This window comes from Bacillus hominis, assembly GCF_030348325.1.
GTDB classification, from domain to species: domain Bacteria; phylum Bacillota; class Bacilli; order Bacillales; family Bacillaceae_G; genus Bacillus_A; species Bacillus_A hominis.
Genome location: NZ_JAUCFS010000005.1, coordinates 2,897,259 through 2,921,071 on the forward strand (window position 1 = coordinate 2,897,259; position 23,813 = coordinate 2,921,071).

Below are 23,813 nucleotides of genomic sequence, written 5' to 3' on the forward strand. Positions count from 1 at the left end.
CTTCACAAGTTTCCCCCTATAATTTTTTGGCTTTCTTTCTTATTTTATACAACTTTTCACATATATTCCATAAGAAAAACAATTCAAAAAAAGAGCGGTTCTCCCGCTCCTTTACAAAATATCCCCTCTCAAAATATCCACACATTATTTAGGGACTAAATTTAACACTTTTCCTTCTATCCCATCTGTATTCAGTGTAGTCGTATGATACTCACCATTCACCCAATCATCTATTTGATCATGATACCAATCACTTCTAAAATGTCCTGACTGTCCTGGTCCTACTATATGATAACCATTTGACATATCTTTCGTATCAATAACGAATCGCCAAGAAGCCCCATGATTTACAATACCGTTCTCTCCGTAACTTGCTGCTTGAACGGTAACTTGGCTTCCACCAATTGGAACTGGTTTCTCACGATTAAATGCAAGTAGTGCTAATATACTAGATGATCTCGAAATTGGATGTGTAAAAGCAAGTTGATGATAATCTCCCCACTTCCACTCCGCAACACCTGATCCATACTCCTTCTGCAATTTCTTCATTACATTTGCGTACGATGTATGTACAACTTCTGTGAAGCCTCCGTACTTTGTAAACCATGCGCTATTTTCCCCATTTACTTGCTTACGAATTAATTCATCGACAACTTGTTGCTTCCCTTCAAATAACTCCATCACATCTTTCGGTATTTCTTTTGAAAATAACGTATTTGAAATCTCCTTCATTAATAAATGAAAAATTAACGGTGCTGCTTCATCTTTACTATCGTAAAAGTTCCACTTTGTTAATTGTTTTACTCCTTCTTTCTCTACATTAGATAAAGATGTCTTATTTAACTCCATTAAAAATATAGGGGTAAACTCTTTCCCGGATAAATTCTTTTGATCCATCTGTAACTTCTGTAAATCTTTTACCGTATACTTATCCTTCTCTTGCAAAAACTCCTGAATACGCATTTGCCTATATGGCTGCGCCCACGTATTACTAATATGGTACGGATAATTATCATCAACAATTTTATTATTTGCAGTTGAAATAAACCCTTCTTTCGGATTTATTACTTTTGGCAGCTGATCAAACGGAATATAGCCTTCCCATTCATATTCATCTGTCCATCCCGGAACTGGCAAACTACCATCACCTTTTTTACGCACTGGTATATTTCCATTTGCTTTATAAGCAATTGTGCCATCGTTTGATGCAAACACAAAGTTTTGAGTTGGTGTATGAAAATCTTGAAGAGCAGTTTCAAACTCATCCCAATTTTTTGCTTTATTCATATTTAAAACAGCCTTTAATTCAGCTGAAGGCTCCAAAGCAGTCCATTTTAAAGAGAATACTGTTTTCGTTTTTTCTTTCCCCTTATCCGCAAACTCTGAAATGACTGGACCGTGCCTCGTAATCGTAACGTTATAAGGAATTGTTTTTCCGCCTTTTACTTTAATAGATTCATCAACAACAGTCGCTTTTTCCCATTTATCGTTATACAGAAATTCATTTTCATTAGTAGGGTTTCTTTTTTCAATATATAAATCTTGCACATCAGGACCTGTATTCGTAACGCCCCATGCTATTTTGTCGTTATGGCCTAATATAACTCCTGGCACTCCAGCGAAAATAACGCCACTCACATGTAAATCTTTCATTTCTAGTTTTGTTTGATACCAAATTGAAGGTGTCGCAAGAGAAAGATGGGGATCATCCGCTAAAATCGGCTTACCTGACGCACTCTTCTCACCGCTTATAACCCAGTTATTACTACCGTTAAACTCAGGGGGAATGACCGTATTTGAAAAACTTTGCGCTACATTCACATTTGTATTTTGCAGTTCCGCTAGCAATCTAGGTGCATCTTTCGGATAGGCCGGAAATAGTTCATTTGCTTGCTCTTTCGGAAGGTTTTTCAGCGCCCAATATCGAAACGCCTGTCCGTGCCAATGTCCCCCTAAATCAAACGCCATATACTTTCCAATCGTTAAAGAATCCACAATTGACCATTCAGCAGGTTCATAACCTAATATAGTAAACTCAACTGGCAATTTCTTTTCCTCTTTCGCTTCGCGTATAAAAGCGTTCACCCCATCAGAAAATGACTGCAAAGCGTATTTCGCTTCCCCGTCATATTGACTAGCAGACGCTTCTGCTGCTCGCCGTAAACCGAGCGTTCGAAACAACTTATCTCGATCAACAGCTGCTTCCCCAACTACTTCACTTAACATTCCAGAAGCTTGTCTTCTACTTAAATCCATTTGAAACAAACGATCTTGCGCTTGTACATACCCTTGTGAAAAATATAAATCATGTGCATTTTCTGCTTTAATATGAGGTACACCTTTACTATCTCGCTTCACCGTAACAGCATGTTGTAAATCCTCTAGCTTTATCGTTCCATCTATCTTTGGCATAGATCCCAGCGTATATACGTTCAAAAAAATCGCAGTACAAATAACTAACAAAAGAACGATACTACTAGACCAAATAAAAATTCTCTTACCTCTAGTTCGTTTCTTTTTTATGACGACTTCCATATAACCCCTCCTTTCTCAAACTATTCGCTTCTATCGTAAAAGAACCTTTTAGAAAAGAAAAAACCTTACTTTCTCATGTTATGGATCATACAAACTAAATACTTCTCTCTTACGCACTGCTTCCTTTCCTTTACTGAAGTTTACTCGCCCTTTTTTACACCAATTCCTCAAAATCCCCTTCACATAAGCAAATGTTCGCTTATTATTTTTAAACGCAATTTTAAGCGCCTCTAGTACTGAGCTTTCTGAAACTCTTTGCATCCACCCCTTTAATTCCTTCACGATATATGGAGATAAACTACTAATATTTTGTTCGTAAAACTTGTAAATATCACTATGTGTAGTGGCATCCTCTTCTCTTTCTACCTCTTCCGTATCGTCCTTCTCTTGAATAATTTCTTGTTGTGAATTACTACTAATCTCTTCCTCTGGCATACCAAAATACTGAAGTAATAACGGAATCTTGCATTCTTCCTCAAGACATTTACGTAAAAACTTATGTAGGAATTCTTTACTTTTCACCGTTTTCAGCTCACGTAATACACATTTCTCTATGTTCGCATTAAAAATAGGATTATAGTGTAACCAATTTATTATGAATATCTCTTTCGTTTCCGCATCATATAAAATCTTCCCGTATTCTACAAATCGGTTCAATAGCTTCTCAACAGTCTCCATACTGTAACCTGTTTCAAGCTCTGCCAAACGCTTCGGTAATATGTAAATCCCACATTGCTTCGTTTTCGTACCAGTTAACAAATATATGTAAAAATAACGCTCTTCTGGCGTTAAATCTAAAATAAATTCATCTTGCCAAAAATTCACCTGCACATTACGGTACACCGCCATCAGTTTTCCCTCCCGCCCATTACTAGTAAAAAGGAAAATTCCAATCCTTCAATATAAATATAGGAATGGGCAAACGGTTTTGGCATTCGAGTTCCAAATTTTTTTACTACTACGACGGTTTTATTTTTTCGCGCTTGTTTTGTTCTTGTAGTTGTTTTTGTTTTTGTTTTTGTTTTTGTTTTTGTTTTTGTTTTTGTTTTTGTTTTTGTTTAATGATTTATTACTTGGTAGGTGCTTATGAGGGGCTTATATAAGGAATCTATAAAATTAATAAAATGATATTAGCAATTTGTCTACAATACTAAAAAGGAGCTGTTCCAAATTTTCATTTGGAACAGCTCCTTTTCTGACACCTTCTATAAAATTTATCCCGCATTAACGAGGCAGTAAGACTCCCCCCTCAAAGTTCGGCGAACGCAAAGGATTTAGGTGGGAGATCAACCGCCTGTAAAAGCCCGATTGGTGAAGGCTAATAACATCTTCACTAAAAATACAGCTGATTCACCACGAGTTGTTGTACCTTGAGGATTAAACTCATTATCTCCAACACCAGTAACTACCTTTTATATACCCTATCTCTTTTCTCATCACTTTTGACAAAAATAAGCTTTCCTTCTTTAACAAAACCTTCTAATAGTAAGCATACTTGTCCATATGCTTTAGGCTTATTCGTTGTGAATCTTTCATCTGATATTTTGCCAGATCGTATTAATTGTTCGCATAGCTCAAGTGCACTTATTTCTTCAGAATCCACTAATTCCAAAATATCTTTTTGCAATGGTGATAAAGGTACTAGTATATCAGCTACCTCCACCTTTTCTTTTTCGTTTTCTTCTTCAAATAAATCTTCAAATGAAATTTGATTCATTACTTCTTTTCCTTTCTAACGATTGATTTGTATAACATGAACTGAATCCTATAGAGTAGTTATTGTTATGTAGTACTTACCTTATTTCATAAATATCAAACTCATGTACATCGTTTCATATAGTATGTTTTGATTATACCAAATATACGTTCTGTTTTCTATCGTAGATTGGAAAACAGAACGTTTTACTGCATCTAACACTATTAAATAGAGATGAATATTTATCATCTAAAAATTATAATTTCATGTAGATTATTGAAATTTTATCCATATTACGGAAATTAATGAAAAATAATCATTATTTACATGTTACAATTATGATGTATGCATTTAGTTGTATTAGATGTATATGTGTAATACGTATATTTAATAAAGTTAAATTAAACTGGGGAGGCTTTCGCAAATGGTGGAGAAAACAAGTAAAGTTAAAAAAATTTTTGGATTAGTACTCACCGCAGCAATAGCAACTACAACTATGGTAGGCACAGTAAATGCACAAACAACTACGAGTAGCTATAAGGTAGCTGGCAATGAGAGCACTGTATTTACAGATGTACCAAAGGACCACTGGTCAAAAGATGCTATTGATTACTTAGCGTCAGCAGGGATTTATAAGGGATATGGAAATGGGAAATTTGGTTTTGGGGACAATGTTACTAGAGGACAGGTAGCTTCTTTAGTCAATCGACATTTAGGTTTAATAGCAGACGATAAACAGGGAAATATGTTTAGTGATATTACAAATCATATGTTTGAAAAGGATATCCAAGCCATTGCGCAAGCTGGAATTATGACAGGTGATGGAACAGGTACATTTCGTCCAGATGATGTATTAACTCGGTATGAGATGGCGGTAGTATTACAAAAAGCATTTCATTTAGAATTAAAAGGACAAGGGAATTTTAAAGATGTACCAAAAGGGCATTGGGCCTATGAATCTGTAAATACACTGCGTAGTAACCGTATAGCACAAGGTGACGAGGTAGGTAATTTTAATGGAAACACGCTTGTGAAGCGTGAGCAGTATGCACAATTTTTCTATAATGCAATAGCAAAGAACAGATCTTATAATTTCAACATCAATTCAAAAGAAGAACTGAAACAAATGTTAACAACAGCTTTACAGGATGGGACATTTGGCCCATTTACATTAAATACATTGCGTAAAGATATATCTGAGGTAAAAAAAGAATTTGGAGTGCCTGATGTTTTGAAGCAAGCACCATGTACAGAATGTGATGCACCTACTACAGCAGTATACGGAGAGTATAATATTGATATGTACCCTTCGGACGCAAGATATATATGGGTGAAAATGGGTATCCCTATCAGTGAATTAAAAGAATGGTTTGGTGAACCCGATTTAATCGGAGAAGATATGACTAGTGAAGGCTTTATATATAATCGAGGAAGCTATTCTCTTTATTTCAGCTTCTCTGATGGTTATATTCAACGCGCTGAAATATCTAAACGTGAAGATCGTTAATAAGTTACAAACAATATAAATATATAAAGCATAAAAAACCCTTCAAGAATCCCCTTATTCTTGAGGGGGTTTATTTTGTTTCTATCTATTTTACATAATACAAATCTATAAAACTCCCACTGATTAAACTTTATTTTTCTTGGTGCTCCGCATCCCATTCACTTAAATAAGTTGCATATTCTAATTCATCTGGATCATCATATAACATAGATATAAACTCTAATTTATTTCCATCACAATCCAAAAAATATACGCTTGCAGCTGGCATCCATCTTTGGACGATTGGCTCTTGATTTCCTTTCCCCTGACTCCCTACTACCTCTATTCCACGCCCCTCTAACCACAATTTGGAAGTCTTTAAAAACTCTAAATCTACACGAAAAGCGAAGTGTTTCGTCTCAAAATCTTCATTAGTATGTACTTCCCATAATCCAAGCATTTGTTTTTTATTTTCTCCTATCCAAAAGAAAGCGACTCTTCTTTCCGATAGTTTTCTTGCTAATGCTAAACCTAACTTATTTTGATAGAAATCTATCGCTTTTTCTAAATTTCTTACATGCAAATGAGTTTCGTATATGCTTTGTATCATTGTATTTCTCCCTTCCCTACATACGTAATCTTCTGATTTTCCAAAGATGTATTTTGTTTTTATAATACAAATAAATATATTTTAAATCATCCTACTTTTGTATCATGTTTCTTTCCTACAATGGTATAAGTATAAATATTCCGGATTTATACTTCATGTCCCAACGCTGAAATTCTATAAATTAAGCATCGTTCAATTTACTTTTACATTTTTATGTAGTTAATTTTTCTCCCTACTATCTTTACTAACAAAGATCGCTTAGCTTAGTCTTTCATTGGTCAGTAAAAAAACAAGCCATCCAACTCAAATGAATTGGATGGCTCTATACCATAAAGAAAATCTGTTATTAGATTACTTCAATTTTCCCTCAAAAACAATTTTCCTACCACACGGCTCAACTACTGTTTTGCCGTCTTTCTTCACTTCATGAAAGATTGGCTCTTCCATGCGACGAGACGGCGCATATCCTTCTTGTTCCATACGTGCTAAGCAGTCTGTAATCGTTTCGTTTTCTAGTACTTCAAATTTTTTCTTATTAGGTTGTTTTGTCATGCCCTAACCTACTTTCTATTTTTCTTGATGCGAATTGATTTTTCATGTAAATAATATATACCATTGCGAGAATACCCATTATAATCATAACCGCAATAAAAAAGCTTGTATACTGTATTTTTTCTATAAATACGCCTCCTAATACAGGCCCCATAATACTTCCTATACTAAAGGCAATTCCGGATAATATATTACCTGCTGGTAGTAAGTGTCTCGGTAATAAATCTGTCATAAATCCAAGACCTAATGAGAAGCATGATCCAATTACCATACCAGCTAGAAGCATACAGGCAAAGACGATCCAGTAATATTGATCAAATACTGCTGCAAGTAAGAAAATGCCAGTGCTTACACTGAACATCCACGTTAAAATACGATCTCTTCCGTATTTATCACTTAACATACCGAGTGGGATTTGTGTAATAATACCTCCAACTGCAAATGCTGGTAATAAGAATGCAACTTCCGATACAGACCATCCTTTGCGAAGTGCGTATACTGGTAAATTACTATTTAACATCGCTTCAAGTACACCGTATGCGAGCGGACCAATTAGCGCAATCCAAGCTAATCCAACGACTTGTTTATAACGAGAAAAGGATGATTCACTTTCAGTTTTCGCCTCATCTTGTGCTGGAAATGCATTTTTCGTTGGTAGTAGTAAAAGCCATCCTATTAAGCAAAGTATAGTAGATACGATAAATGGTGTTGCAAGGCCATACTGAACGGTGCTCGCTAAATACGGACCAACCGCGAAACCAATTCCGAAGAATACACCGTATATCGATACTTGTCTCCCTATTTTACTAGGATCTGACGTTGTCGTAATCCACGTTTGCGTTCCAACATGAAGCATATGATCTCCGACTCCAACTAGAAATCTAAGAATAAACCATACCCAAAATGAAAATGTTTGTGTAAAAAAGAATAATGAAATAATAACGAGAAACCCACCAATAACGATAATTGGCTTCATTCCAAACTTTTGCATCGGTTTTTCAAGAAACGGTGAAATAAATAATATCCCGATGTATAATGCCGTCGCATGAATACCGTTAATGCTTGAACTAACCCCTTCTTGTTCAAAAATCATTGCGATGGCAGGTAAGAGCATCCCTTGTGACAAACCTGAGATTGCCACAATCCCAACCATAATCCAAAAAGTAAAACGCATCGACATCCTCTTTCCTCCTTCTCACACTTTCCACTTTCCATTATAAATGGTTTCTGTAAATGCGTGTACGAATATTAACAATAAAAAAGAAGCTAAAAAGAATATACTTTTTAGCTTCCTATCCTTCCCAAACTTGTGCTTTCACATGGTAATGAAAATGTTTAAAATATGGATTTTCATAAAATGAAGGGCCATATAAAAACTGATGTGTATGGACCATTGGTTGCTGCTGCACTTGTAAAGGAACTACAGCTGGTGAAACTTGCATATACATCGGATCAATAATAATTTTTATATATTGATGATTATATGGAGAATGATATATTAAAAATGGATTATGCATTGACTCTCTCCCCTTATACATACCAATGCTATAGTATATGCAAGTTTTATATTTCGGGAATTATTTATTGTCTAACCAATCCTCTACATGCTGTATAAATACATCTAAACAATCAATAAACGGTGAATGCCCGCAATCTTCTAACACCTTCAACTCCGCATTTGGCAAATGTTTCGCTAATTCCTCACCAACTACTTGTGGTACGACATAATCGCGGTCACCTTGTATGACGAGTGTCGGGGCTTGAATACGATGAATATGTCCATTTCCTCGTACAACACCATTATGTTCGTCTGAAATATTAAATGTAACTAATGAATAATTAACATCAACAAAATTGCGCTGCGTTAACATATCATCTAAATATTTTTCATAACGATCCGGTTCAGGTTGATTATGTGTATATATTAATAGATTCCATACTGTACGGTAATATGCTTTATTCATATTTTTTATTGCATCTAGTACGGGTGCAATTTGCACTGGGTCTAGCGCAATTTCTTCTTTCGTTTTTAATAAACTCGATCCAATTGGTTGCCCGTTAATATCTTTTTTAAATATCGGGTACCCTTTCATCCCTACCGATTCTACTAATATTAGCTTTTCTACAAAAGTTGGATGGCTCGCTGTAAACTCCATCGCAACACCGCCGCCCATTGACCATCCCATTAATGAAAATTTCTTTAAATTAAATTTATCTATAAAAAGTTTCACATCTTCTGCAAAGTCTTGTAAAGAATCTATCGCCTTATTATACGTTGATTGTCCAAATCCTCTTAAATCAATTGCGTAAATATGATATTGTTTTTGTAGTTTCTCAATAACTAAATCAAAGTGTTGTGACGATGTCATATTCCCATGAATGAGCACGAGCATTTCTTCATTTTGCCTTCCAACTTCTTGATATGCAATCGTTTCTCCGTTCGATAGTGAAACAAACTCCATTGTTGCAGGCTTAATCATTACAAGTTCCCCCATTCTTTTAATAGAAAGAAAATTCTTTACTTAATTAAAGAATACCATGTAGAATGTATGTTCTCAACATAAAATCTATACGAAATTTCCACATAAAGCAACATGTCTATTACTAGACAATTAAAATAAAAAGGTATATAGTTAGCTAGGTAACTAATTTGAAAGGATCCAAATACATGGACGAAAAACAACATTTTTTTCACCTTGTCAGTCAAACTTCTCGTAAGTTTACGAAGAAATTTAATGAACGTGTATCTCCAACAGGATTATTTAGTGCGCAATGGGCTGTTATTTTCCGCATTAATCAAACTGGAGCTTGTACCCAAACCGAATTATGTCAGTATTTAAATGTTGAATCACCAACGATGACTCGTACGTTAACACGTATGGAAACGATGGGCTGGATTATTCGTACAGAAGGAAAAGATCGCCGTGAAAAGTTGATTTCATTATCTGATACTGCACTAAAAATGATTCCAGTATGGCAAGAAGAAGTTGATTCCTTTGAAGAAAAGACGCTAGAAGGTATTAAAGAAGAAGATTTACATGAAGCTTTTCAATTGTTACAACAAATTATCAAAAATTTAGATCATTAATATGGAGGGATGACGATGCAAAGTGAAAAACTTTGGACGAAGGATTTCCTCGGAACTTGTTTTAGTAGTCTGTTTCTCTTTTTAACATTTTACATGCTTATGACTACTCTGCCTGTCTATGTTATAGACGGCCTAAAAGGAAAACCTGAGGAAATTGGTTTAGTTGCAACTGTTTTTCTTATTTCATCTGTTTTATGTAGACCATTCACAGGAAAATGGCTCGATGATTTAGGAAGAAAGAAAATATTATTTATTTCACTTTCACTATTTTTAGCCGCTACTGTTATGTATTTCGGTACGCAAAGTTTGTTTTTATTACTTGCCCTTCGCTTCTTACATGGTATTGGGTTCGGAATGGCAACAACAGCAACTGGAACAATTGTAACTGATGTAGCACCAGCTCATAGACGCGGTGAAGCGCTTGCCTATTACGGTGTATTTATGAGTCTACCGATGGTAATTGGTCCTTTTTTAGGTTTAACAATTATTTCTCATTTTTCATTTACTGTACTATTTATCGTTTGTTCGGTATTTTCATTACTCGCATTTTTATTAGGTTTAGTAGTGAATATTCCACATGAAAAACCAGTAAGTAAACAAAAACGAGAAAAAATGAAATGGAAAGACTTAATTGAACCATCCTCTATTCCGATCGCTCTGACAGGATTTGTTTTAGCCTTTTCGTATAGTGGTATTTTATCCTTTATTCCTATTTATGCAAAAGAGCTCGGTTTAGGTGAGATTGCAAGTTATTTCTTCATTGTATACGCACTTGTTGTTGTAATTTCTCGTCCATTTACAGGAAAAATCTTTGATCGCTTCGGTGAAAACGTACTTATTTATCCAGCTATCATTATTTTCACAATTGGAATGTTCGCTTTAAGTCAAGCGCAAACTCCATTTTGGTTCCTGAGCGCAGGCGTATTAATCGGTTTAGGTTACGGAACACTAATTCCAAGCTTCCAAACGATCGCAATTTCTGCCGCTCCAAACCATCGACGTGGTTCTGCGACAGCTACTTACTACTCGTTCTTTGATAGCGGCATTGGCTTTGGTTCTTTCATTTTAGGTATAGTCGCTGCCAAATCAAGTTATCATAATATGTATTTTATCGCAGCTATTATCGTTGCGTTCACTTTACTTCTTTATTATGGATTACACGGACGAAAACAAAAATTCAAAAAGCAACATACAGACGGACAAATATCCGCTTAACGTTCATAAGGAAAGTAAACTTACCCGTTTACTTTCCTTATTTTGTATTTCTTTTAAGACGAGCGTATACTTATAATAGAAACTAAAGGAGGTACCTACATGAATGTAAAGAAATCTCCCCTGCTATTACTGTTACTAGTATTACTATTCGTAGTTACAGGGCTTGGGTTTACTTTTTTTAAACATAATAAAACGACCCCTACTAAAGAAAATGTCACAAAAGAAAACTGGTTAGACGATCCTTACTTACGTTGGTCGTATACACATATGAAAGAATTCACTTTAATTAATGAAGTAAAAAACAATCCTGACCAAGTTGCTCACTTCCCTACCGCGTTACAAAACTTAGACGATTTTGCTGTGGAGCGTGGATTTGGAAATACGACTCCTCTAAAGAAACTTTTAGCCGAAAATAAAACAGATGCTTTTGTCGTTGTACATAATGGTCAACTTGTCTATGAACGATATTTCAATGGATATAACGAGAGTGATCCTCATGGAATGGCATCATTAGCAAAGGTTTTTACTGGTGCAGTCATACAATCTCTCGCTGAAGAAAATCTTATTGATGTAGAAAAAACAGCTGACACTTACATAAAAGAATTAAAAAATACACCGTTCGGAAAAGCAACACTTCAGCAATTAATGGACATGCAAGTTTCTGCCCAGTACCCTACTCACGGATATATGCAGTTAGGACTAGAAAATCAAGATGCACAACTATATTTAGCTAGTAATATTTTACCCCGAGGCAAAAACTACGATGGTCCTATGAAAATTTATGATATGTTACTAGAAGCAGAAGAGACTGCGGCAACTGGTTCCGCTTTTTCTTACAATAATGGATCAACAGAAACACTCGCTTGGATTATCCGAACAATCACTGGCAAATCGTTAGCTGAAAATGTAAGCGAGCGAATTTGGTCTCAAATTGGTATGGAAGACAACGCTTATTACGTTACAGATGAAACAAAAGTAGAACAAGCAAGCGCTGGTTTAAATGCAACTGCTAGAGATATGGCAAGATTCGGGCAATTACTATTAAATAACGGTCAATATAACGGAAAACAAATCGTCCCTTCTTCTATTACAGAAAGTGTGAAAGGTGTACAAGAAGGTGAACTCGCAATCGGCATTGGCGCTTCAATTTCTTATCATAATCAATGGTGGATTCCGCATAATGAACAAGGTGCTTTCGAAGTGTTAGGCAGTTACGGACAAACCCTTTACATCGATCCAAAAGCAAATATGGTTATCGTCCACTTCTCTTCTAACGCTGCGCCTAGTAATGAAATCCATTCGGTTTATTCCGATATGTATATCGATATTGCACATCATTTGGAAAAGCTTCCACAGTAGTGGAGGCTTTTTTTATTTACCCCGCTATTTGCCGGGCAGTAAAACTCCCACCTCAAAATTCAGGTGGAGCAAAGAAGTTAGGTGGGAGTCGGGCTGCCCGTAAACGTCCGATTGGTGAAGGCTAATAATCAGTGTGGAATGCCCCCCACTGATTAAAGTTTCACTTTACACAAATCCTATTCCAGTTATCACTTGGTTATTAGAAGTTGCCGAAAGAATTACTATGTGAGCCACGCCTAAACCCTATTTATCGTGATAATATTTTATAAATTTGAAAACACTAGTGCTTAGGAAAGGAGGGATTGCGAATGTCTGTGAAAAAGCTATTAACTGGATTAATCATTTCACTTGCGATGATTGTAGTTATGACTACTTTAGGTTCGCTCCGTGTATTTGCCGAATCCGACGTTGTGAGACAGCCTATTGAGGTTGAATTGAATGATGATTACTTTAATCCGAATATCATCACTGTTCCGGCTGGGAAAACGACAACGTTGCTATTGAAAAACAAAGGAAATAGAGAACATACCTTTACGGTGAAAAAGCTCGGAATTGACGCAGAAGTCCCGTCAGGAAAAGAAATAACAATTACCGTAAAAGCTGAAACTCCCGGTACATATGAACTAATATGTCGGTTCCACTACTTGAAAGGAATGGTTGGAAAAGTAATAGTCAAATAACAAGCAGTACCGACCGATCCTTGTTTTTTTTATAAAGTAAAACTTAAATTCGCGGGGGTGCCCATCCCCCCGCAGATTATGAGCTCTCACTAATCAGTTTTTTACGGGCAGCATAAAATCTTTACATTGTCGTAGCGTACGAAATTTGTGTTTTGTTGGTGCTACCTCATCGCTATCAAGCTAAAGAATCAAAATCCCCCATAACGAAAATTCTATTCATTATTGACTACCTATATGGTCAACAGCATCCAATATGGTATGGCAGGGCTGGAAGGGCTGGAAGTGTTGGAAGTACTACGGGAACAGTTGGGCATTATTAATAAGAGCCCAATAAAAAATTCTCTTGGATGCAAGAGGATTTTTTTATTGGGAATAGTAAGGGTGAGAGGAGGTGCATTACATATGGGAAAAGGTAGAAGTAATAATGCTGGTAAAAAGCAACCGAATTTCGATGATTCATCTAATTTCGCTAAACAAAGCCAACCGACAGAAAAAAAGAAGAAATAAGAAAAGGAGCTCTCTTGATAAAGAGAGCTCCTTTTTAAGATATAATGAAGGATTTTCCTTTCCATTTTTGGCAAATATCAACTACCGCGGCGTTGAAAATAAGACATATACCTCAACATCATCAAAAGAACAAAAAATGGATAAATTATTAAGCGAAATGGGTAAATAGATAAAAAGGCTTCATTTGCAGTTATATAGTATGTTCTTCCTTTGCTATTACGAAATATACATTCAAAAAAGCGTACTCCAAAATAAGAGATTATTTAAAATCAGAACGTTTTTCTTCAACAAGTGTTTGTTGATCAATATCATAACCAGTAGTTCTCTCCACTCTCCCTTGAAAATTAGCATAGTTTGTATGAATTCTATATCTAGTAGAAAGCACTCTATCATATAAAAGTATGATGATAGGTTAATGAACAAGCAGTTTTTTTACTAAAACATAGAATAATATGAACCGTAATTGAAGGGAGGTATAAAAGAATGTCCTGGAATAATGATTGCTGGAGTTCTAAGAAAAAGCACCATTGTGATGATGATTGGTGGAAATCTAAAGAAAAGCACCATTGTGATGATGATTGGTGGGAATCTAAAGAAAAACACCATTGTGATGATGATTGGTGGAAATCTAAAGAAAAGCACCATTGTAATGATGATTGGTGGAAATCTAAAGAAAAGCACCATTGTGATGATGATTGGTGGAAATCTAAAGAAAAGCACCATTGTGATGATGATTGGAAGTTTAAGAGAGATAAGTGTCGTTGTAAATGTTTCTTTATTTGTTGTCATTGCAAAAGAAAACATTGGTAAGATTTTCAGTGTCAACTTAAAGGCAAAGAACATGTCTTTGGGACTGATAAATACTAGATTATAGTATCCAAAAAGCTGACTAAGTATAGTCAGCTTTTTGTCAATGAAAACGTAGAGATTTAATCTGGCATAAATACTTACTGGTTGAGTGAGGTATTGAGAAAAAATAAACTGACTCTTATAAATTTTTTCCTATTATATATATAAATCATGATTAGTTAAATTGGGTTGATTTTATAAGGAGCCAAAAACCTCTAAATGTTTATTTTATAATTACATAAATAGTCCTAACATCTCCAAAAATTGATATAATGATACAGTTATTAATAGCAATTAGGGAGATATACAGTATGAACTATACACATATGCCAAAAGAAATAGGAATGGTTAAGCGGACTCCATTCGCTTCGATACCGAAGAAATTCATCGGTATTGGTAAGATTGTTAAAAAACAAATAAAAGTGGAGCGCCCTACATTAACCCAAGACGAACAAGAAATTATTGAAAACAAGTTATTATGTTCATTTCTTTCTGAAGAGAAGATATGGATTACTTATTATAGAGATGGTCATTTGCTTACTAGATATGTGACTGTAACTGACATAAATCCAATAAAGAATTTAATAGCTTGCACTGATGCATCGTATAACAGAATTTTTCTTAAATTTATAGATATAATTGATTTAAGATAAAAAATATACAGTTTTTCAAATATATCCGGGAATAAAAATGAAAGAATTTTGTATTCTAGGTTAAGATAGAGAAAAAGTGTAGGTTCTTGTGAGAGTTAGCAAGATAAAGGCTGTTTGTTTATGTTTTGGATTGTCTGTTATGGTTATCGAATTTACAAATACAAAAGAGGAACAGAACTCAATAGAGAAAGCTAAGGAAGCATTTAGATAATAGTTGAAGACGCCCGATTAAGGACGGCTTCAACTATTATCTCACTTTGATATATTCATACCACCATTTACCACCTGGTCTAGTATCCATCCACCAAGTAATCTTATCTAACTCTGCATTAAGTAGGACATCGATTTGGATATAACATAGTCCAGAAAGTAGATCAACATTAACGCTACCTTTTATTCCTCGTTCTGCCATAGCTTGAATAGCTTCATCTAAGGAGTTAGTACCGAATCCACCTGAGACTTAACGTATTGATATCCACCATTCCCAACAGTTTGTCCCGTTAGAGCGTATACGTTAGGAAGTAACTCGTCATAACTCCTCCTTATGGTAATTCCTTTTGCAAATCTTTTTATTTAAATGTATAATTGTATAAAAAGTTCTAAAAATTTGAATCGAGGTGAAAATCATGAGAAGTTTTGGCTCATTACTGACCTCTACTATCTGCTCAGTAATCCTTATAATTTGGAATGCCTATTCCTTCTATGATGGATTCACAATGGGACATACGTACTACTGGGTTAATGGCATCGCAGCTGTTATCTTCTTTCTATTCTTTATCGTAGACATGCGAGAGATCAACAAGAAAAACTATAGAACCTCAGAACAATAGGAGTTGATACATATGTGGAAAAGAATTAAGGTTATAGATTGAGCTTAAAAGATTTGAAGTTCATGTTATGGCTGTTCGGTATTACATGCTTTATATACAGCTACAATTTCATTGTAGGACTTGCTTTTGTCCACAAATTCCAAGTTTATGATTTAGGTGGTGCTATAGCGACATTCGCCGCATTTATGGATACTAGAAATAGGATTAAAAATAAAAATTATAAAGCAGCTTAATATACAAGGGATCCTTTGCGGTTTCCTTTTTTCTATGCAAAATAAAAAAGTAGCGGATTCGCTACTTCTAATTAATTGTAACTTCATATTGTTTTCTAATTAAATTTGATTACTTTCAAAACAATGAAAATGAATTTTAAAAGTAATTAAGATTATATTGGTTATCTGTATTTTTTTCAGTCATCCTCTTCCAAATAAAAGCCCGCTCAACGGATGATTTATGTCTTACACTAAACTTTTTCACTACTATACTTAATTAGCAATGATACAATTGGCCACGAATTTCGCCATTAGGATGTTGTACTGTATGAACATTAATATAAATGTTTCCAGAGATGATTTCATTTACAAGAGCGTCTAAAGTTTGACCAGCCAACGGCCCAACCAAGTCCTCTTGAGTGATCATTCCTGTAAAAGTTGCACACTCTATTGAAACCGGATTTGTTATAGGCCCAAATAAAAAAGCTACAACAGGACCGTTCGTTCCTTTGGCTCCTAGATGCAGATGGGCAACTACTACATTTTCTATATCGAATAAATCTAACTTGAATTTTAAACTAAGCTCGTCCTGGCTTAATTTAAAGAAAGCTTGTCCTCTAGCATCGGTTTCTACTGGTGGAACTTCATTTCTACCACGTAACTTTGCGAAGAACATATTTATCACTCCTATGCTTTTATTCACTCCTAATATATTCCAGTCCTTCTTAAATGGTGACAAAATAAAAAAGCAGCGGATTCGCTACTTTAATTGTTTTTTGTTTGCTTCTATTTCTTCTTCATTAAATGATTTTTGTACATTTCTTTTTAAATCCAATCCTTTATAAACAAATTCCTTGAACTCTTTCATAGATAATGGATCATTCAATATTTCCCATAATCCTATCAATTCTGTATATTTAGGTGTCTTCATAAAATACTCGTGTGATTTAACTGTTTCGAAGTGTCTATGGAGTTCCCAATGACATTCTTCGCATAAAGGAACAAGGTTTTCATAATCATTCGTTCCGCCTGATTTTAATGGAATTTTATGATGCAAATGAACATCTGTTTTTGAAAAACATTTTGGGTTTTTTAGTCTGTTTCCAGTATTGCTTACTTATATTACGAAATTCCTGTCGAAGCTGTTCGTATTCCTCCATTATAAATCCCCCTCTTTTAATTCTTTCACTTTCGCATAAATAGTAGAACGCGGAACACCTGTCATTTTGGAAATGTCATTTACACTCAAACTATTTTCTGTTCTATGGTTTCCTAGCCCCATTGTTATTCCTCGCTTTCTACTTGTAAATTTCTATTTCAATTGAATATGCAATATTGTATATTTTATTATTGTAATATTTTTTTATTAACTATCATTTTCTAGTTCATCATTAATATCCATTGATAAATCAACGTTTGTAATTTAATCCCTTGTATTAAATCCCGACAAGATACTTTTAAACACTTTATTCGAATAATTATATTGGAATTTCTTGTTCTACACATCTATACGTGTTTTGTGTATTATATAGCAGAAGAGTAAGGTAAGAGTTACTCTTTGCCATTTTAGAAAAGGTTCTGTTGGAGACAACAGGACCTTTTTTGTTCGAATTTCAATAAAACAATTCTTAAATTCCGTCTCATTGGAAATAACTATATAATGAAACTGATTAAATATTAGGAGTGCTATTAATGTCTGATATAATCCGTCTCTTAATTATCATGATGATTGCAACCTTTTTATTTCCTTCCATAATAATGGAGTTTAAAAAACCTCAAAAAAGCATGTTTTGGTTCTCAATTGAAGTCTTGTCTCTCCTCGGAGTTTTACTGCTAATAAAGGAATTTTTTATCAATCATATAACATAGTCCCCTGAATAAAATTCAATATTCCGTCAATACTGCAGACAACCGATTAAGTTACTTTCTCCTTGTTCCCCCTTGGAGAACCGAGCAGTTAGCTTTTGCTAGCTACTATTTTTACAAATACTAATTAATTAACACAAGTACATTTCAGAAAAGCTTCGTATGATATGGTGTATTCCTTTCTTTGAGAAAACGAAACTCGTCACAAGGGCACTTTTATGAAGTGCTCTTTTTGTGTTTCAAATACATACAAAATGAAATTTTTATTAAGTTCACTACCGTATAACTTTTCCAATCTTGTTTACACTATAACTGTAATCTAAAGTTACACATCATTACTTGTAGGGCCTAATTTCTTTTGTACAACAAGTAGTTAGTTAATTGAGCTAGCTGCTTTGTTGTGCCAAATGTAGTTTTTATTAGGTATTTGTACCTCAATGAATAACTCACATATATTATCATGTGTGCCACACTACTCTCTGAGGGCCCAACTTACTGAGAGCACTACTTGAAGGTGCTCTTTTTAGTTTTGTCTGAATAAATCCCCAATTTCTGTCCATACTTTGAATACGCCAATCTGTAACAATTGATTTTCCTCCAAAATGGGGCAGTTAGCTTTTGCTGACTGCTCTTTTGTTTGAAATTAAAATAGCGTTTTTGTTCCAAATGATGCCCTCATTTATTTGGACACATTTACCAGTGTTTTTACCAAAAAATTCATGATATCGTTAATTAGTCGAGTACGTCATTACTTGACGATTACCCTTAGGAGCCCCGCAGACAATCGGGGTTTCTTTTATTTAAATAATGATTTTATTAAGTTTTCTTTTTTACACCAATAGTACATCCTTTATTAACCTGTTATTTCATATTCCATAGAAAAAATAATAAAGTTTGCTTATGATTTTTTATTACTACCCATTTCCTTTTATTCTACATTCCTATAAATAGACAACAGCATAGGATAAAAGGTAAATGATAAAATCATGAGAGGAGCTTGGATATGCAACATAATCCACGTTTTTACTATCAATGTCAAAACTCAATGGATAGCATCTGGAATAACAATAATTGGATTTATGATTGGAAGCCTTATTATTACAGTAACAACAATAACTCCTGGAATCACAACCGGAATCCTTATTGTGAAAACATTAGATTAACAGATTATGGAGCTAGACCATTTGTATTGAATATTAACCAGGCCACTAAACAAAACCATACTTACCGCACCGCTTTATGGACAGGAAAAAACTTACAAGTAACTTTAATGAGTATTAATGTTGGAGATGACATAGGTTTAGAAGTACACCCTACAACTGATCAATTCATACGTATTGAAGAAGGACAGGGACTTGTTCAAATGGGTGATAACAAAGATAAATTATATTTTCAAGAAATGGCCTATGATGACTATGCAATTATGATACCTGCTGGAAAATGGCATAATGTAATCAATACGGGGAATAAACCACTTAAAATTTACTCTATATATGCACCTCCAGAGCATCCATATGGTACAGTTCATGAAACAAAAGCAATTGCCATGTCTACTGAAGCAAGTCGGTATTACTAATAAGAAATTATCTTTGTCTTAAACTAAATTATTGTTCAAATACTCCACAAACCTAAAAAGATCACAATAAACCTTGGTCATAGAGCGCCTTAAAAAGCGCTCTTTTTATTTAAATAACTATTTTGTTCACATTATTCCGAGACATGTATATACTGTGGTATACGATATGCGATAGCATTTACACGGCTCTCTTAAAGGGCTTTTTTTATTTTTATTTGGTATCAATTAACGCTTTTATTAAGAACTAATGATTTTTATATTTTTTAAGTTTATCATCGCAAGTAATTTTTATAATTAGTTAATTTCTCAATATAGTTTGTGTATATAATTCCATTCAAAGATACATAATACCCACGTAACTATTTAAAAATACATCGTTTTTATATCTAAGTTCAAAAAGGAGCTATATAACATGGATAAAAAAAATCTATTAAGTCAACAACTTGATCACGTGTCATTGGATGCGCTGAATACTCCTAGTAAGGCCCAAGAGCAAATGCAAGAAACATCTCAGGAGGCACATGATTCAAACAAGAAGGACAGTACTCAAGCTTTACGTGGCGAAGATTTACCAATTTCAGACGTATATAGAACAACGAACAAACAGTAAATTTCAAAGGGAAAAATCTTAAGAACGAGTGAACTTAATTCTTTTCCCTTTTCCTATTCAAATAACACTTTTATATGAAAGTCGTACACATTTTTGACACATCAACCATCACAATTACTTGAAAACTCGTGATAATATTAATTCGTCGAATACGCCAAATTTCGACACCGTACAACAATAATATCTCTCCTATAAAATCCCTGTCCCCGCAGGGATTTTCTCTTTTATTCATTACTTTTTGTTGCACTGAATTCCCATCCAAATATCACTTTATCATGTTAAGTAATATTTGGGTACCGCCAGCATTTCGGAAAAAAACCATACTAAGCAAAAAATAAAATAAGCCGTTTTGCATTTGTGAAAAATGTGCTCCCAATTATGAATATAACGGAAGAGATATACATTGTTATCCCTGAATATTCATTATCAAATATTGTAGTATTAAGTAAATTGGTTCTGGTGCAAAAATAAAACAAAAGAGAATAAAGCGCATATATTCCTATATGAAATCGTATCTTATGCTGAAAGTCCAAACAATTGATGGATGAGAAATGGATAAACCCCGTTCTTCTAGCATTTCCACCAAATCACGAAAACTGAGATTGTACCGTAGGTACCATCTTACCGTTAACAAAATAATATCAGGCTGATAATGCTTCCATTTGAATACATTTTCCTTTTCCATACCAATCACGCACACTTTCTAAAGTAATAGTAACAGTATGTCCAAGATTTATAGATTCATTGCAATTGTCCTTAAGTTTTTGCACCAGAACCAGCAAGATCCCGTAAGGTATTTGGAGATAAAAAACGCCATCCTTTCCTATGATTCTACAGAAAGAATAGCGTATCTTTTCATTCTAGGGGCATTTCTTTTTATTAGCTTGATAGCGATGTGGAAATACCCCTAAGTAACCTAAAAAACCTCTAATCGATAAATTCGTGTTATTATTCTTGATATTGCTGTTGAACCGCAACTGGTAGTTACTCAAAGATTAGTCTTTTAAAAATGTTAATAATGCTTCATTAAATTCTTTTGCATGAGTTTCGTTTAATCCATGAGGACCACCCTGTATTAGAGCGAGTTTACTACCAGGAATGGAATCGTATGTTCGTTTTCCACTTAACTCAAAAGGTACAGTTGCATCAGAGTCACCGTGAATAATAAGAGTAGGTATATTGAACTTTTCCAAGTCCTTTCTAAAATCTGTCTTACTAAAGGCGGTGATACAATCGAGCGTTCCTTTAGGTGATGCACTAGCTGCAATATCTCGATTATATAAACGGAATGGCTCACTAACTAAATCTGTTCGATTACCAGCAGCGAAAAATCCCTTAGTAAATTCGTCAAGAAATGCAAGGCGGTCATTTATCACGCCACTTTTGAATTCTTCAATTGCTGCATCATCAAATACCCCTTCAGGATGATCCTCTGATTTGTATAAATAAGGCGGAACTGCTCCAGCAAAAACAGCCTTTTCAATACGATCTGTTCCATACGTACTAATGTATCGAGCTACCTCACCTCCACCCATTGAAAAACCAACAAGTGTGACATTTTGAAGATCTAAATGTTCTAATAGTTGATGTAAATCAGAAGTAAAGGTATCATATTCATATCCTTCCCACGGCTGAGATGATTTTCCAAATCCTCGACGATCATATGTTATGACTCTGTAGCCTGCTTCAATAAGAGCTGGTACCTGATATTCCCAAGAGCGCCCACTTAAAGGCCAACCATGTATTAAGACAACCGGTTTCCCTGAACCATGGTCCTCATAATAGAGTTCAATTGGATCTTGATTTTCATTACCTACAGTAACTTTTGCCATATAAATTTCCTCCCCATGAATTTTAATTATTAAACCTATTTCCCAATGAATTTCAGCTTTTGCATTAGCCTTCTCCAATAAAGATTTAAGTTCGATAGATTCCATCGGCGAAAATATGGGATCATAATTAGGTCTCTCTATGGAAAACGTCTCATGTAATTTTGCATAATTTGTACCAGTTAACCAGCTCACAACTTTAATTCTCTTACCTCAAATGGTAATAACCTCTGTTCAATCTGCCCTCTAAACTGTTCAAACTGCCCTGGCAACATTAATTTTTCTCCCATCGTTGCTTCGGATTCATCGCGGGCAAATCCTGGAGGGTCTGTTGCAATCTCAAAGAGAATTTCCCCGTGTTCTCTAAAGTAAATCGCGTTAAAATAGTTTCGATCTCGTACAGGAGTTACCCCATATCCGTTTTCCTCAACATATTTTTGCCATTCCAATTGGTCTTGATTATCCTTTGCCCGCCATGCAATGTGGTGTACGGTTCCAACCCCCATTGTCCCGTGTCCTATTTGCGTTAATTTCAAGTCAATAACATTGCCTAGTTCTGCTGAAGAACGGTAACGTGCAAAGTCGCCTTCCTTGCCGATTAATTCTAGTCCCAATATGTTTTCTAACAATGCAGCCGTTTTGTCAGGATGGGTCGATAATAAAGTAGCACCGCCAAAGCCTTTAATAGCTACCTCAGGTGTTACCCCACCAAAGGTCCATGTATTTACTTCCCCCTCCTCCCTTTCAACAATTTCCAAGTGTAGCCCATGAGGATCATCAAATTCCAAGTATTCCTCGCTAAAGCGTTCCTTTACAGTAAAAGGAATATTGAAGGATTCCAGTCTTTTTTTCCAGAACTTCATAGCTCCTTTTGGAACAACATAAGATGTAACGCCTACTTGACCATCACCAATTTTCCCTTGACTAGCTCCTGACCATGGAAAAAATGTCATGATTGTTCCTGGTTTTCCACCCTCATTACCAAAATAAAGATGGTAGGTACCTGAGTCATCAAAATTTACAGTTCTTTTCACTAAACGTAAACCTAATACACCTGCATAGAAATCAACATTCTCTTGAGGATGACCAACAATTGCAGTAATGTGGTGAATGCCCATCGTTGTTTTACTCATTTTATTTTCACTCCTATTTTTATTTTTGATTAGACATTTAACCTAAAAAAGCATCTTCAATTTGTCGACAATTGTATATACGACTTCCAGGATGCTTTTTCCTTTTTCTCAAGTTTTTTTATTTTCTATAAATATTGGTCTCTAATTTTATTAAAAACATAGTCACGGAAATTATTAACAATATCCATTATTAAGTTTGTTATTAGCCATTCGTAAAATCTTAAGATAATAAAAGGGGATCGCCCAACATTTTGGATATCAAAGTAAGTATTAATAATATATGATTTCCAATTAATCATTTGAAATAGGTCAGAAGGAGAAAAAGCTATATTTGAGGCTGATTATTGTATTGTTTACCAGGGAGCCATATTAAATTAGGTATTGCTATTGAAAATAGTAAATAGATTTACCTTTATCCAATCAGATAAGTAGATAACTTGGCAACAAAACTACATTTTGCCACTTACCTGAAATCGAAAAGTACTTTTAAGTTTACAGGTACTCTTACCATTAGTGCTGATATGTGA

General features: G+C 34.7%; 22 protein-coding genes and 5 pseudogenes. 11 read left to right on the forward strand and 16 right to left on the reverse strand.

All coding sequences use genetic code 11. The annotated features are described in order from the left end of the window. Window positions 1–144: 144 nt before the first annotated feature. From QUF93_RS17495 to QUF93_RS17505, 4 genes and pseudogenes are all read right to left on the reverse strand, one after another. Window positions 145–2,535: a penicillin acylase family protein gene (locus tag QUF93_RS17495; protein ID WP_289359646.1), complete on the reverse strand. Its 2,391-nt coding sequence runs from the start codon at window positions 2,533–2,535 to the stop codon at window positions 145–147. Window positions 2,536–2,613: 78 nt separating this feature from the next. Further along, complete coding sequence (locus QUF93_RS17500) at window positions 2,614–3,384, reverse strand: DnaD domain-containing protein (protein WP_289359647.1); 771 nt, start codon at window positions 3,382–3,384, stop codon at window positions 2,614–2,616. 437 nt (window positions 3,385–3,821) lie between these two features. Continuing rightward, window positions 3,822–3,947: pseudogene (locus QUF93_RS28905) on the reverse strand (S-layer homology domain-containing protein); the annotation flags it as partial. Then, window positions 3,941–4,252, reverse strand: a complete 312-nt coding sequence (locus QUF93_RS17505) for a DUF3895 domain-containing protein (protein WP_289359648.1) — start codon at window positions 4,250–4,252, stop codon at window positions 3,941–3,943. The pseudogene QUF93_RS28905 and the gene QUF93_RS17505, both read right to left, overlap by 7 nt. A gap of 403 nt (window positions 4,253–4,655) precedes the next feature. Between QUF93_RS17505 and QUF93_RS17510 the strand changes: the two genes are divergently transcribed. Then, window positions 4,656–5,738: an S-layer homology domain-containing protein gene (locus tag QUF93_RS17510; protein ID WP_289359649.1), complete on the forward strand. Its 1,083-nt coding sequence runs from the start codon at window positions 4,656–4,658 to the stop codon at window positions 5,736–5,738. Between the two features lie 130 nt (window positions 5,739–5,868). Here QUF93_RS17510 and QUF93_RS17515 read toward each other — a convergent pair whose 3' ends face one another. The 5 genes from QUF93_RS17515 to phaZ form a co-directional block, all read right to left on the reverse strand. Further along, a complete protein-coding gene (locus QUF93_RS17515) occupies window positions 5,869–6,327 on the reverse strand; it encodes a VOC family protein (protein ID WP_289359650.1) in 459 nt (152 codons plus the stop codon). A 351-nt stretch (window positions 6,328–6,678) separates the two neighbouring features. Beyond that, window positions 6,679–6,879, reverse strand: a complete 201-nt coding sequence (locus tag QUF93_RS17520) for an NETI motif-containing protein (protein ID WP_000166303.1) — start codon at window positions 6,877–6,879, stop codon at window positions 6,679–6,681. Beyond that, window positions 6,863–8,059, reverse strand: coding sequence for an MFS transporter (locus QUF93_RS17525; RefSeq protein ID WP_289359651.1), 1,197 nt, complete (start codon window positions 8,057–8,059; stop codon window positions 6,863–6,865). Before QUF93_RS17525 ends, QUF93_RS17520 begins: the two co-directional genes overlap by 17 nt. Window positions 8,060–8,171: 112 nt before the next feature. Next, a complete protein-coding gene (locus QUF93_RS17530) occupies window positions 8,172–8,396 on the reverse strand; it encodes a hypothetical protein (RefSeq protein WP_289359652.1) in 225 nt (74 codons plus the stop codon). Between the two features lie 60 nt (window positions 8,397–8,456). Beyond that, window positions 8,457–9,359, reverse strand: coding sequence for an intracellular short-chain-length polyhydroxyalkanoate depolymerase (gene phaZ, locus QUF93_RS17535; RefSeq protein WP_002120695.1), 903 nt, complete (start codon window positions 9,357–9,359; stop codon window positions 8,457–8,459). A 188-nt stretch (window positions 9,360–9,547) separates the two neighbouring features. Here phaZ and QUF93_RS17540 point away from each other — a divergent pair, with 188 nt between their 5' ends. The 6 genes from QUF93_RS17540 to QUF93_RS17565 all read left to right on the forward strand — a co-directional run bounded on the left by QUF93_RS17540 (window position 9,548) and on the right by QUF93_RS17565 (window position 15,230). Further along, the gene (locus tag QUF93_RS17540) at window positions 9,548–9,967 is read left to right on the forward strand and encodes a MarR family winged helix-turn-helix transcriptional regulator (RefSeq protein WP_002120698.1); all 420 of its coding nucleotides are present in this window, start codon (window positions 9,548–9,550) and stop codon (window positions 9,965–9,967) included. A gap of 15 nt (window positions 9,968–9,982) precedes the next feature. Then, window positions 9,983–11,182, forward strand: coding sequence for an MFS transporter (locus QUF93_RS17545; protein ID WP_002120701.1), 1,200 nt, complete (start codon window positions 9,983–9,985; stop codon window positions 11,180–11,182). Between the two features lie 99 nt (window positions 11,183–11,281). After that, a complete protein-coding gene (locus tag QUF93_RS17550) occupies window positions 11,282–12,541 on the forward strand; it encodes a serine hydrolase domain-containing protein (RefSeq protein WP_289359653.1) in 1,260 nt (419 codons plus the stop codon). A gap of 308 nt (window positions 12,542–12,849) precedes the next feature. Further along, entirely contained in the window at window positions 12,850–13,221 is a 372-nt protein-coding gene (locus QUF93_RS17555) for a cupredoxin domain-containing protein (protein ID WP_289359654.1), read from the forward strand. Window positions 13,222–14,224: 1,003 nt separating this feature from the next. After that, window positions 14,225–14,602 carry a hypothetical protein gene (locus QUF93_RS17560; RefSeq protein ID WP_289359655.1) on the forward strand — a complete coding sequence of 126 codons (378 nt, stop codon included), beginning with the start codon at window positions 14,225–14,227 and terminating at the stop codon, window positions 14,600–14,602. 286 nt (window positions 14,603–14,888) lie between these two features. Further along, window positions 14,889–15,230: a YolD-like family protein gene (locus tag QUF93_RS17565; protein WP_002120712.1), complete on the forward strand. Its 342-nt coding sequence runs from the start codon at window positions 14,889–14,891 to the stop codon at window positions 15,228–15,230. Between the two features lie 247 nt (window positions 15,231–15,477). Here the strand turns inward: QUF93_RS17565 and QUF93_RS17570 are convergent. Then, window positions 15,478–15,743 (reverse strand): annotated as a pseudogene (locus QUF93_RS17570) (N-acetylmuramoyl-L-alanine amidase C-terminal domain-containing protein); the annotation flags it as partial. A 113-nt stretch (window positions 15,744–15,856) separates the two neighbouring features. Between QUF93_RS17570 and QUF93_RS17575 the strand changes: the two are divergent. Together QUF93_RS17575 and QUF93_RS17580 are read left to right on the forward strand one after the other, a co-directional pair. Further along, a complete protein-coding gene (locus QUF93_RS17575; RefSeq protein WP_080018446.1) occupies window positions 15,857–16,060 on the forward strand; it encodes a hypothetical protein in 204 nt (67 codons plus the stop codon). Between the two features lie 12 nt (window positions 16,061–16,072). Next, window positions 16,073–16,293: pseudogene (locus tag QUF93_RS17580) on the forward strand (hypothetical protein). Between the two features lie 256 nt (window positions 16,294–16,549). Here QUF93_RS17580 and QUF93_RS17585 read toward each other — a convergent pair. The 3 genes and pseudogenes from QUF93_RS17585 to QUF93_RS17595 form a co-directional block, all read right to left on the reverse strand. Next, window positions 16,550–16,948, reverse strand: coding sequence for a CHRD domain-containing protein (locus QUF93_RS17585; protein ID WP_070170406.1), 399 nt, complete (start codon window positions 16,946–16,948; stop codon window positions 16,550–16,552). Window positions 16,949–17,032: 84 nt separating this feature from the next. Next, window positions 17,033–17,329, reverse strand: a complete 297-nt coding sequence (locus QUF93_RS17590) for an HNH endonuclease (protein ID WP_289375763.1) — start codon at window positions 17,327–17,329, stop codon at window positions 17,033–17,035. A 102-nt stretch (window positions 17,330–17,431) separates the two neighbouring features. Continuing rightward, a pseudogene (locus QUF93_RS17595) lies at window positions 17,432–17,539 on the reverse strand (recombinase family protein); the annotation flags it as partial. A 1,602-nt stretch (window positions 17,540–19,141) separates the two neighbouring features. On the opposite strand from QUF93_RS17595, the gene QUF93_RS17600 reads away from it, so the two are divergent. Then, window positions 19,142–19,714: a cupin domain-containing protein gene (locus QUF93_RS17600; RefSeq protein ID WP_070170745.1), complete on the forward strand. Its 573-nt coding sequence runs from the start codon at window positions 19,142–19,144 to the stop codon at window positions 19,712–19,714. Window positions 19,715–20,126: 412 nt separating this feature from the next. After that, on the forward strand, window positions 20,127–20,324 hold the full coding sequence (locus QUF93_RS17605) for a hypothetical protein (protein WP_002084593.1): 198 nt from the start codon (window positions 20,127–20,129) through the stop codon (window positions 20,322–20,324). Between the two features lie 532 nt (window positions 20,325–20,856). Here the strand turns inward: QUF93_RS17605 and QUF93_RS17610 are convergent. The 3 genes and pseudogenes from QUF93_RS17610 to QUF93_RS17620 all read right to left on the reverse strand — a co-directional run. Next, window positions 20,857–21,009 (reverse strand): annotated as a pseudogene (locus tag QUF93_RS17610) (IS6 family transposase); the annotation flags it as partial. 310 nt (window positions 21,010–21,319) lie between these two features. After that, window positions 21,320–22,156: an alpha/beta fold hydrolase gene (locus tag QUF93_RS17615; protein ID WP_289359657.1), complete on the reverse strand. Its 837-nt coding sequence runs from the start codon at window positions 22,154–22,156 to the stop codon at window positions 21,320–21,322. Window positions 22,157–22,344: 188 nt separating this feature from the next. Then, window positions 22,345–23,286, reverse strand: a complete 942-nt coding sequence (locus tag QUF93_RS17620; protein WP_289359658.1) for a ring-cleaving dioxygenase — start codon at window positions 23,284–23,286, stop codon at window positions 22,345–22,347. Window positions 23,287–23,813 lie beyond the last annotated feature (527 nt).

Bases quoted from the DNA above. Each gene is read 5' to 3' on its own strand.
- QUF93_RS17495 (WP_289359646.1), bottom strand. From the start codon at position 2,535: ATGGAAGTCGTCATAAAAAAGAAACGAACTAGAGGTAAGAGAATTTTT.
- QUF93_RS17500 (WP_289359647.1), bottom strand. From the start codon at position 3,384: ATGGCGGTGTACCGTAATGTGCAGGTGAATTTTTGGCAAGATGAATTT.
- QUF93_RS17505 (WP_289359648.1), bottom strand. From the start codon at position 4,252: ATGAATCAAATTTCATTTGAAGATTTATTTGAAGAAGAAAACGAAAAA.
- QUF93_RS17510 (WP_289359649.1), top strand. From the start codon at position 4,656: ATGGTGGAGAAAACAAGTAAAGTTAAAAAAATTTTTGGATTAGTACTC.
- QUF93_RS17515 (WP_289359650.1), bottom strand. From the start codon at position 6,327: ATGATACAAAGCATATACGAAACTCATTTGCATGTAAGAAATTTAGAA.
- QUF93_RS17520 (WP_000166303.1), bottom strand. From the start codon at position 6,879: ATGACAAAACAACCTAATAAGAAAAAATTTGAAGTACTAGAAAACGAA.
- QUF93_RS17525 (WP_289359651.1), bottom strand. From the start codon at position 8,059: ATGTCGATGCGTTTTACTTTTTGGATTATGGTTGGGATTGTGGCAATC.
- QUF93_RS17530 (WP_289359652.1), bottom strand. From the start codon at position 8,396: ATGCATAATCCATTTTTAATATATCATTCTCCATATAATCATCAATAT.
- phaZ (WP_002120695.1), bottom strand. From the start codon at position 9,359: ATGATTAAGCCTGCAACAATGGAGTTTGTTTCACTATCGAACGGAGAA.
- QUF93_RS17540 (WP_002120698.1), top strand. From the start codon at position 9,548: ATGGACGAAAAACAACATTTTTTTCACCTTGTCAGTCAAACTTCTCGT.
- QUF93_RS17545 (WP_002120701.1), top strand. From the start codon at position 9,983: ATGCAAAGTGAAAAACTTTGGACGAAGGATTTCCTCGGAACTTGTTTT.
- QUF93_RS17550 (WP_289359653.1), top strand. From the start codon at position 11,282: ATGAATGTAAAGAAATCTCCCCTGCTATTACTGTTACTAGTATTACTA.
- QUF93_RS17555 (WP_289359654.1), top strand. From the start codon at position 12,850: ATGTCTGTGAAAAAGCTATTAACTGGATTAATCATTTCACTTGCGATG.
- QUF93_RS17560 (WP_289359655.1), top strand. From the start codon at position 14,225: ATGATTGCTGGAGTTCTAAGAAAAAGCACCATTGTGATGATGATTGGT.
- QUF93_RS17565 (WP_002120712.1), top strand. From the start codon at position 14,889: ATGAACTATACACATATGCCAAAAGAAATAGGAATGGTTAAGCGGACT.
- QUF93_RS17575 (WP_080018446.1), top strand. From the start codon at position 15,857: ATGAGAAGTTTTGGCTCATTACTGACCTCTACTATCTGCTCAGTAATC.
- QUF93_RS17585 (WP_070170406.1), bottom strand. From the start codon at position 16,948: ATGTTCTTCGCAAAGTTACGTGGTAGAAATGAAGTTCCACCAGTAGAA.
- QUF93_RS17600 (WP_070170745.1), top strand. From the start codon at position 19,142: ATGCAACATAATCCACGTTTTTACTATCAATGTCAAAACTCAATGGAT.
- QUF93_RS17605 (WP_002084593.1), top strand. From the start codon at position 20,127: ATGGATAAAAAAAATCTATTAAGTCAACAACTTGATCACGTGTCATTG.
- QUF93_RS17615 (WP_289359657.1), bottom strand. From the start codon at position 22,156: ATGGCAAAAGTTACTGTAGGTAATGAAAATCAAGATCCAATTGAACTC.
- QUF93_RS17620 (WP_289359658.1), bottom strand. From the start codon at position 23,286: ATGAGTAAAACAACGATGGGCATTCACCACATTACTGCAATTGTTGGT.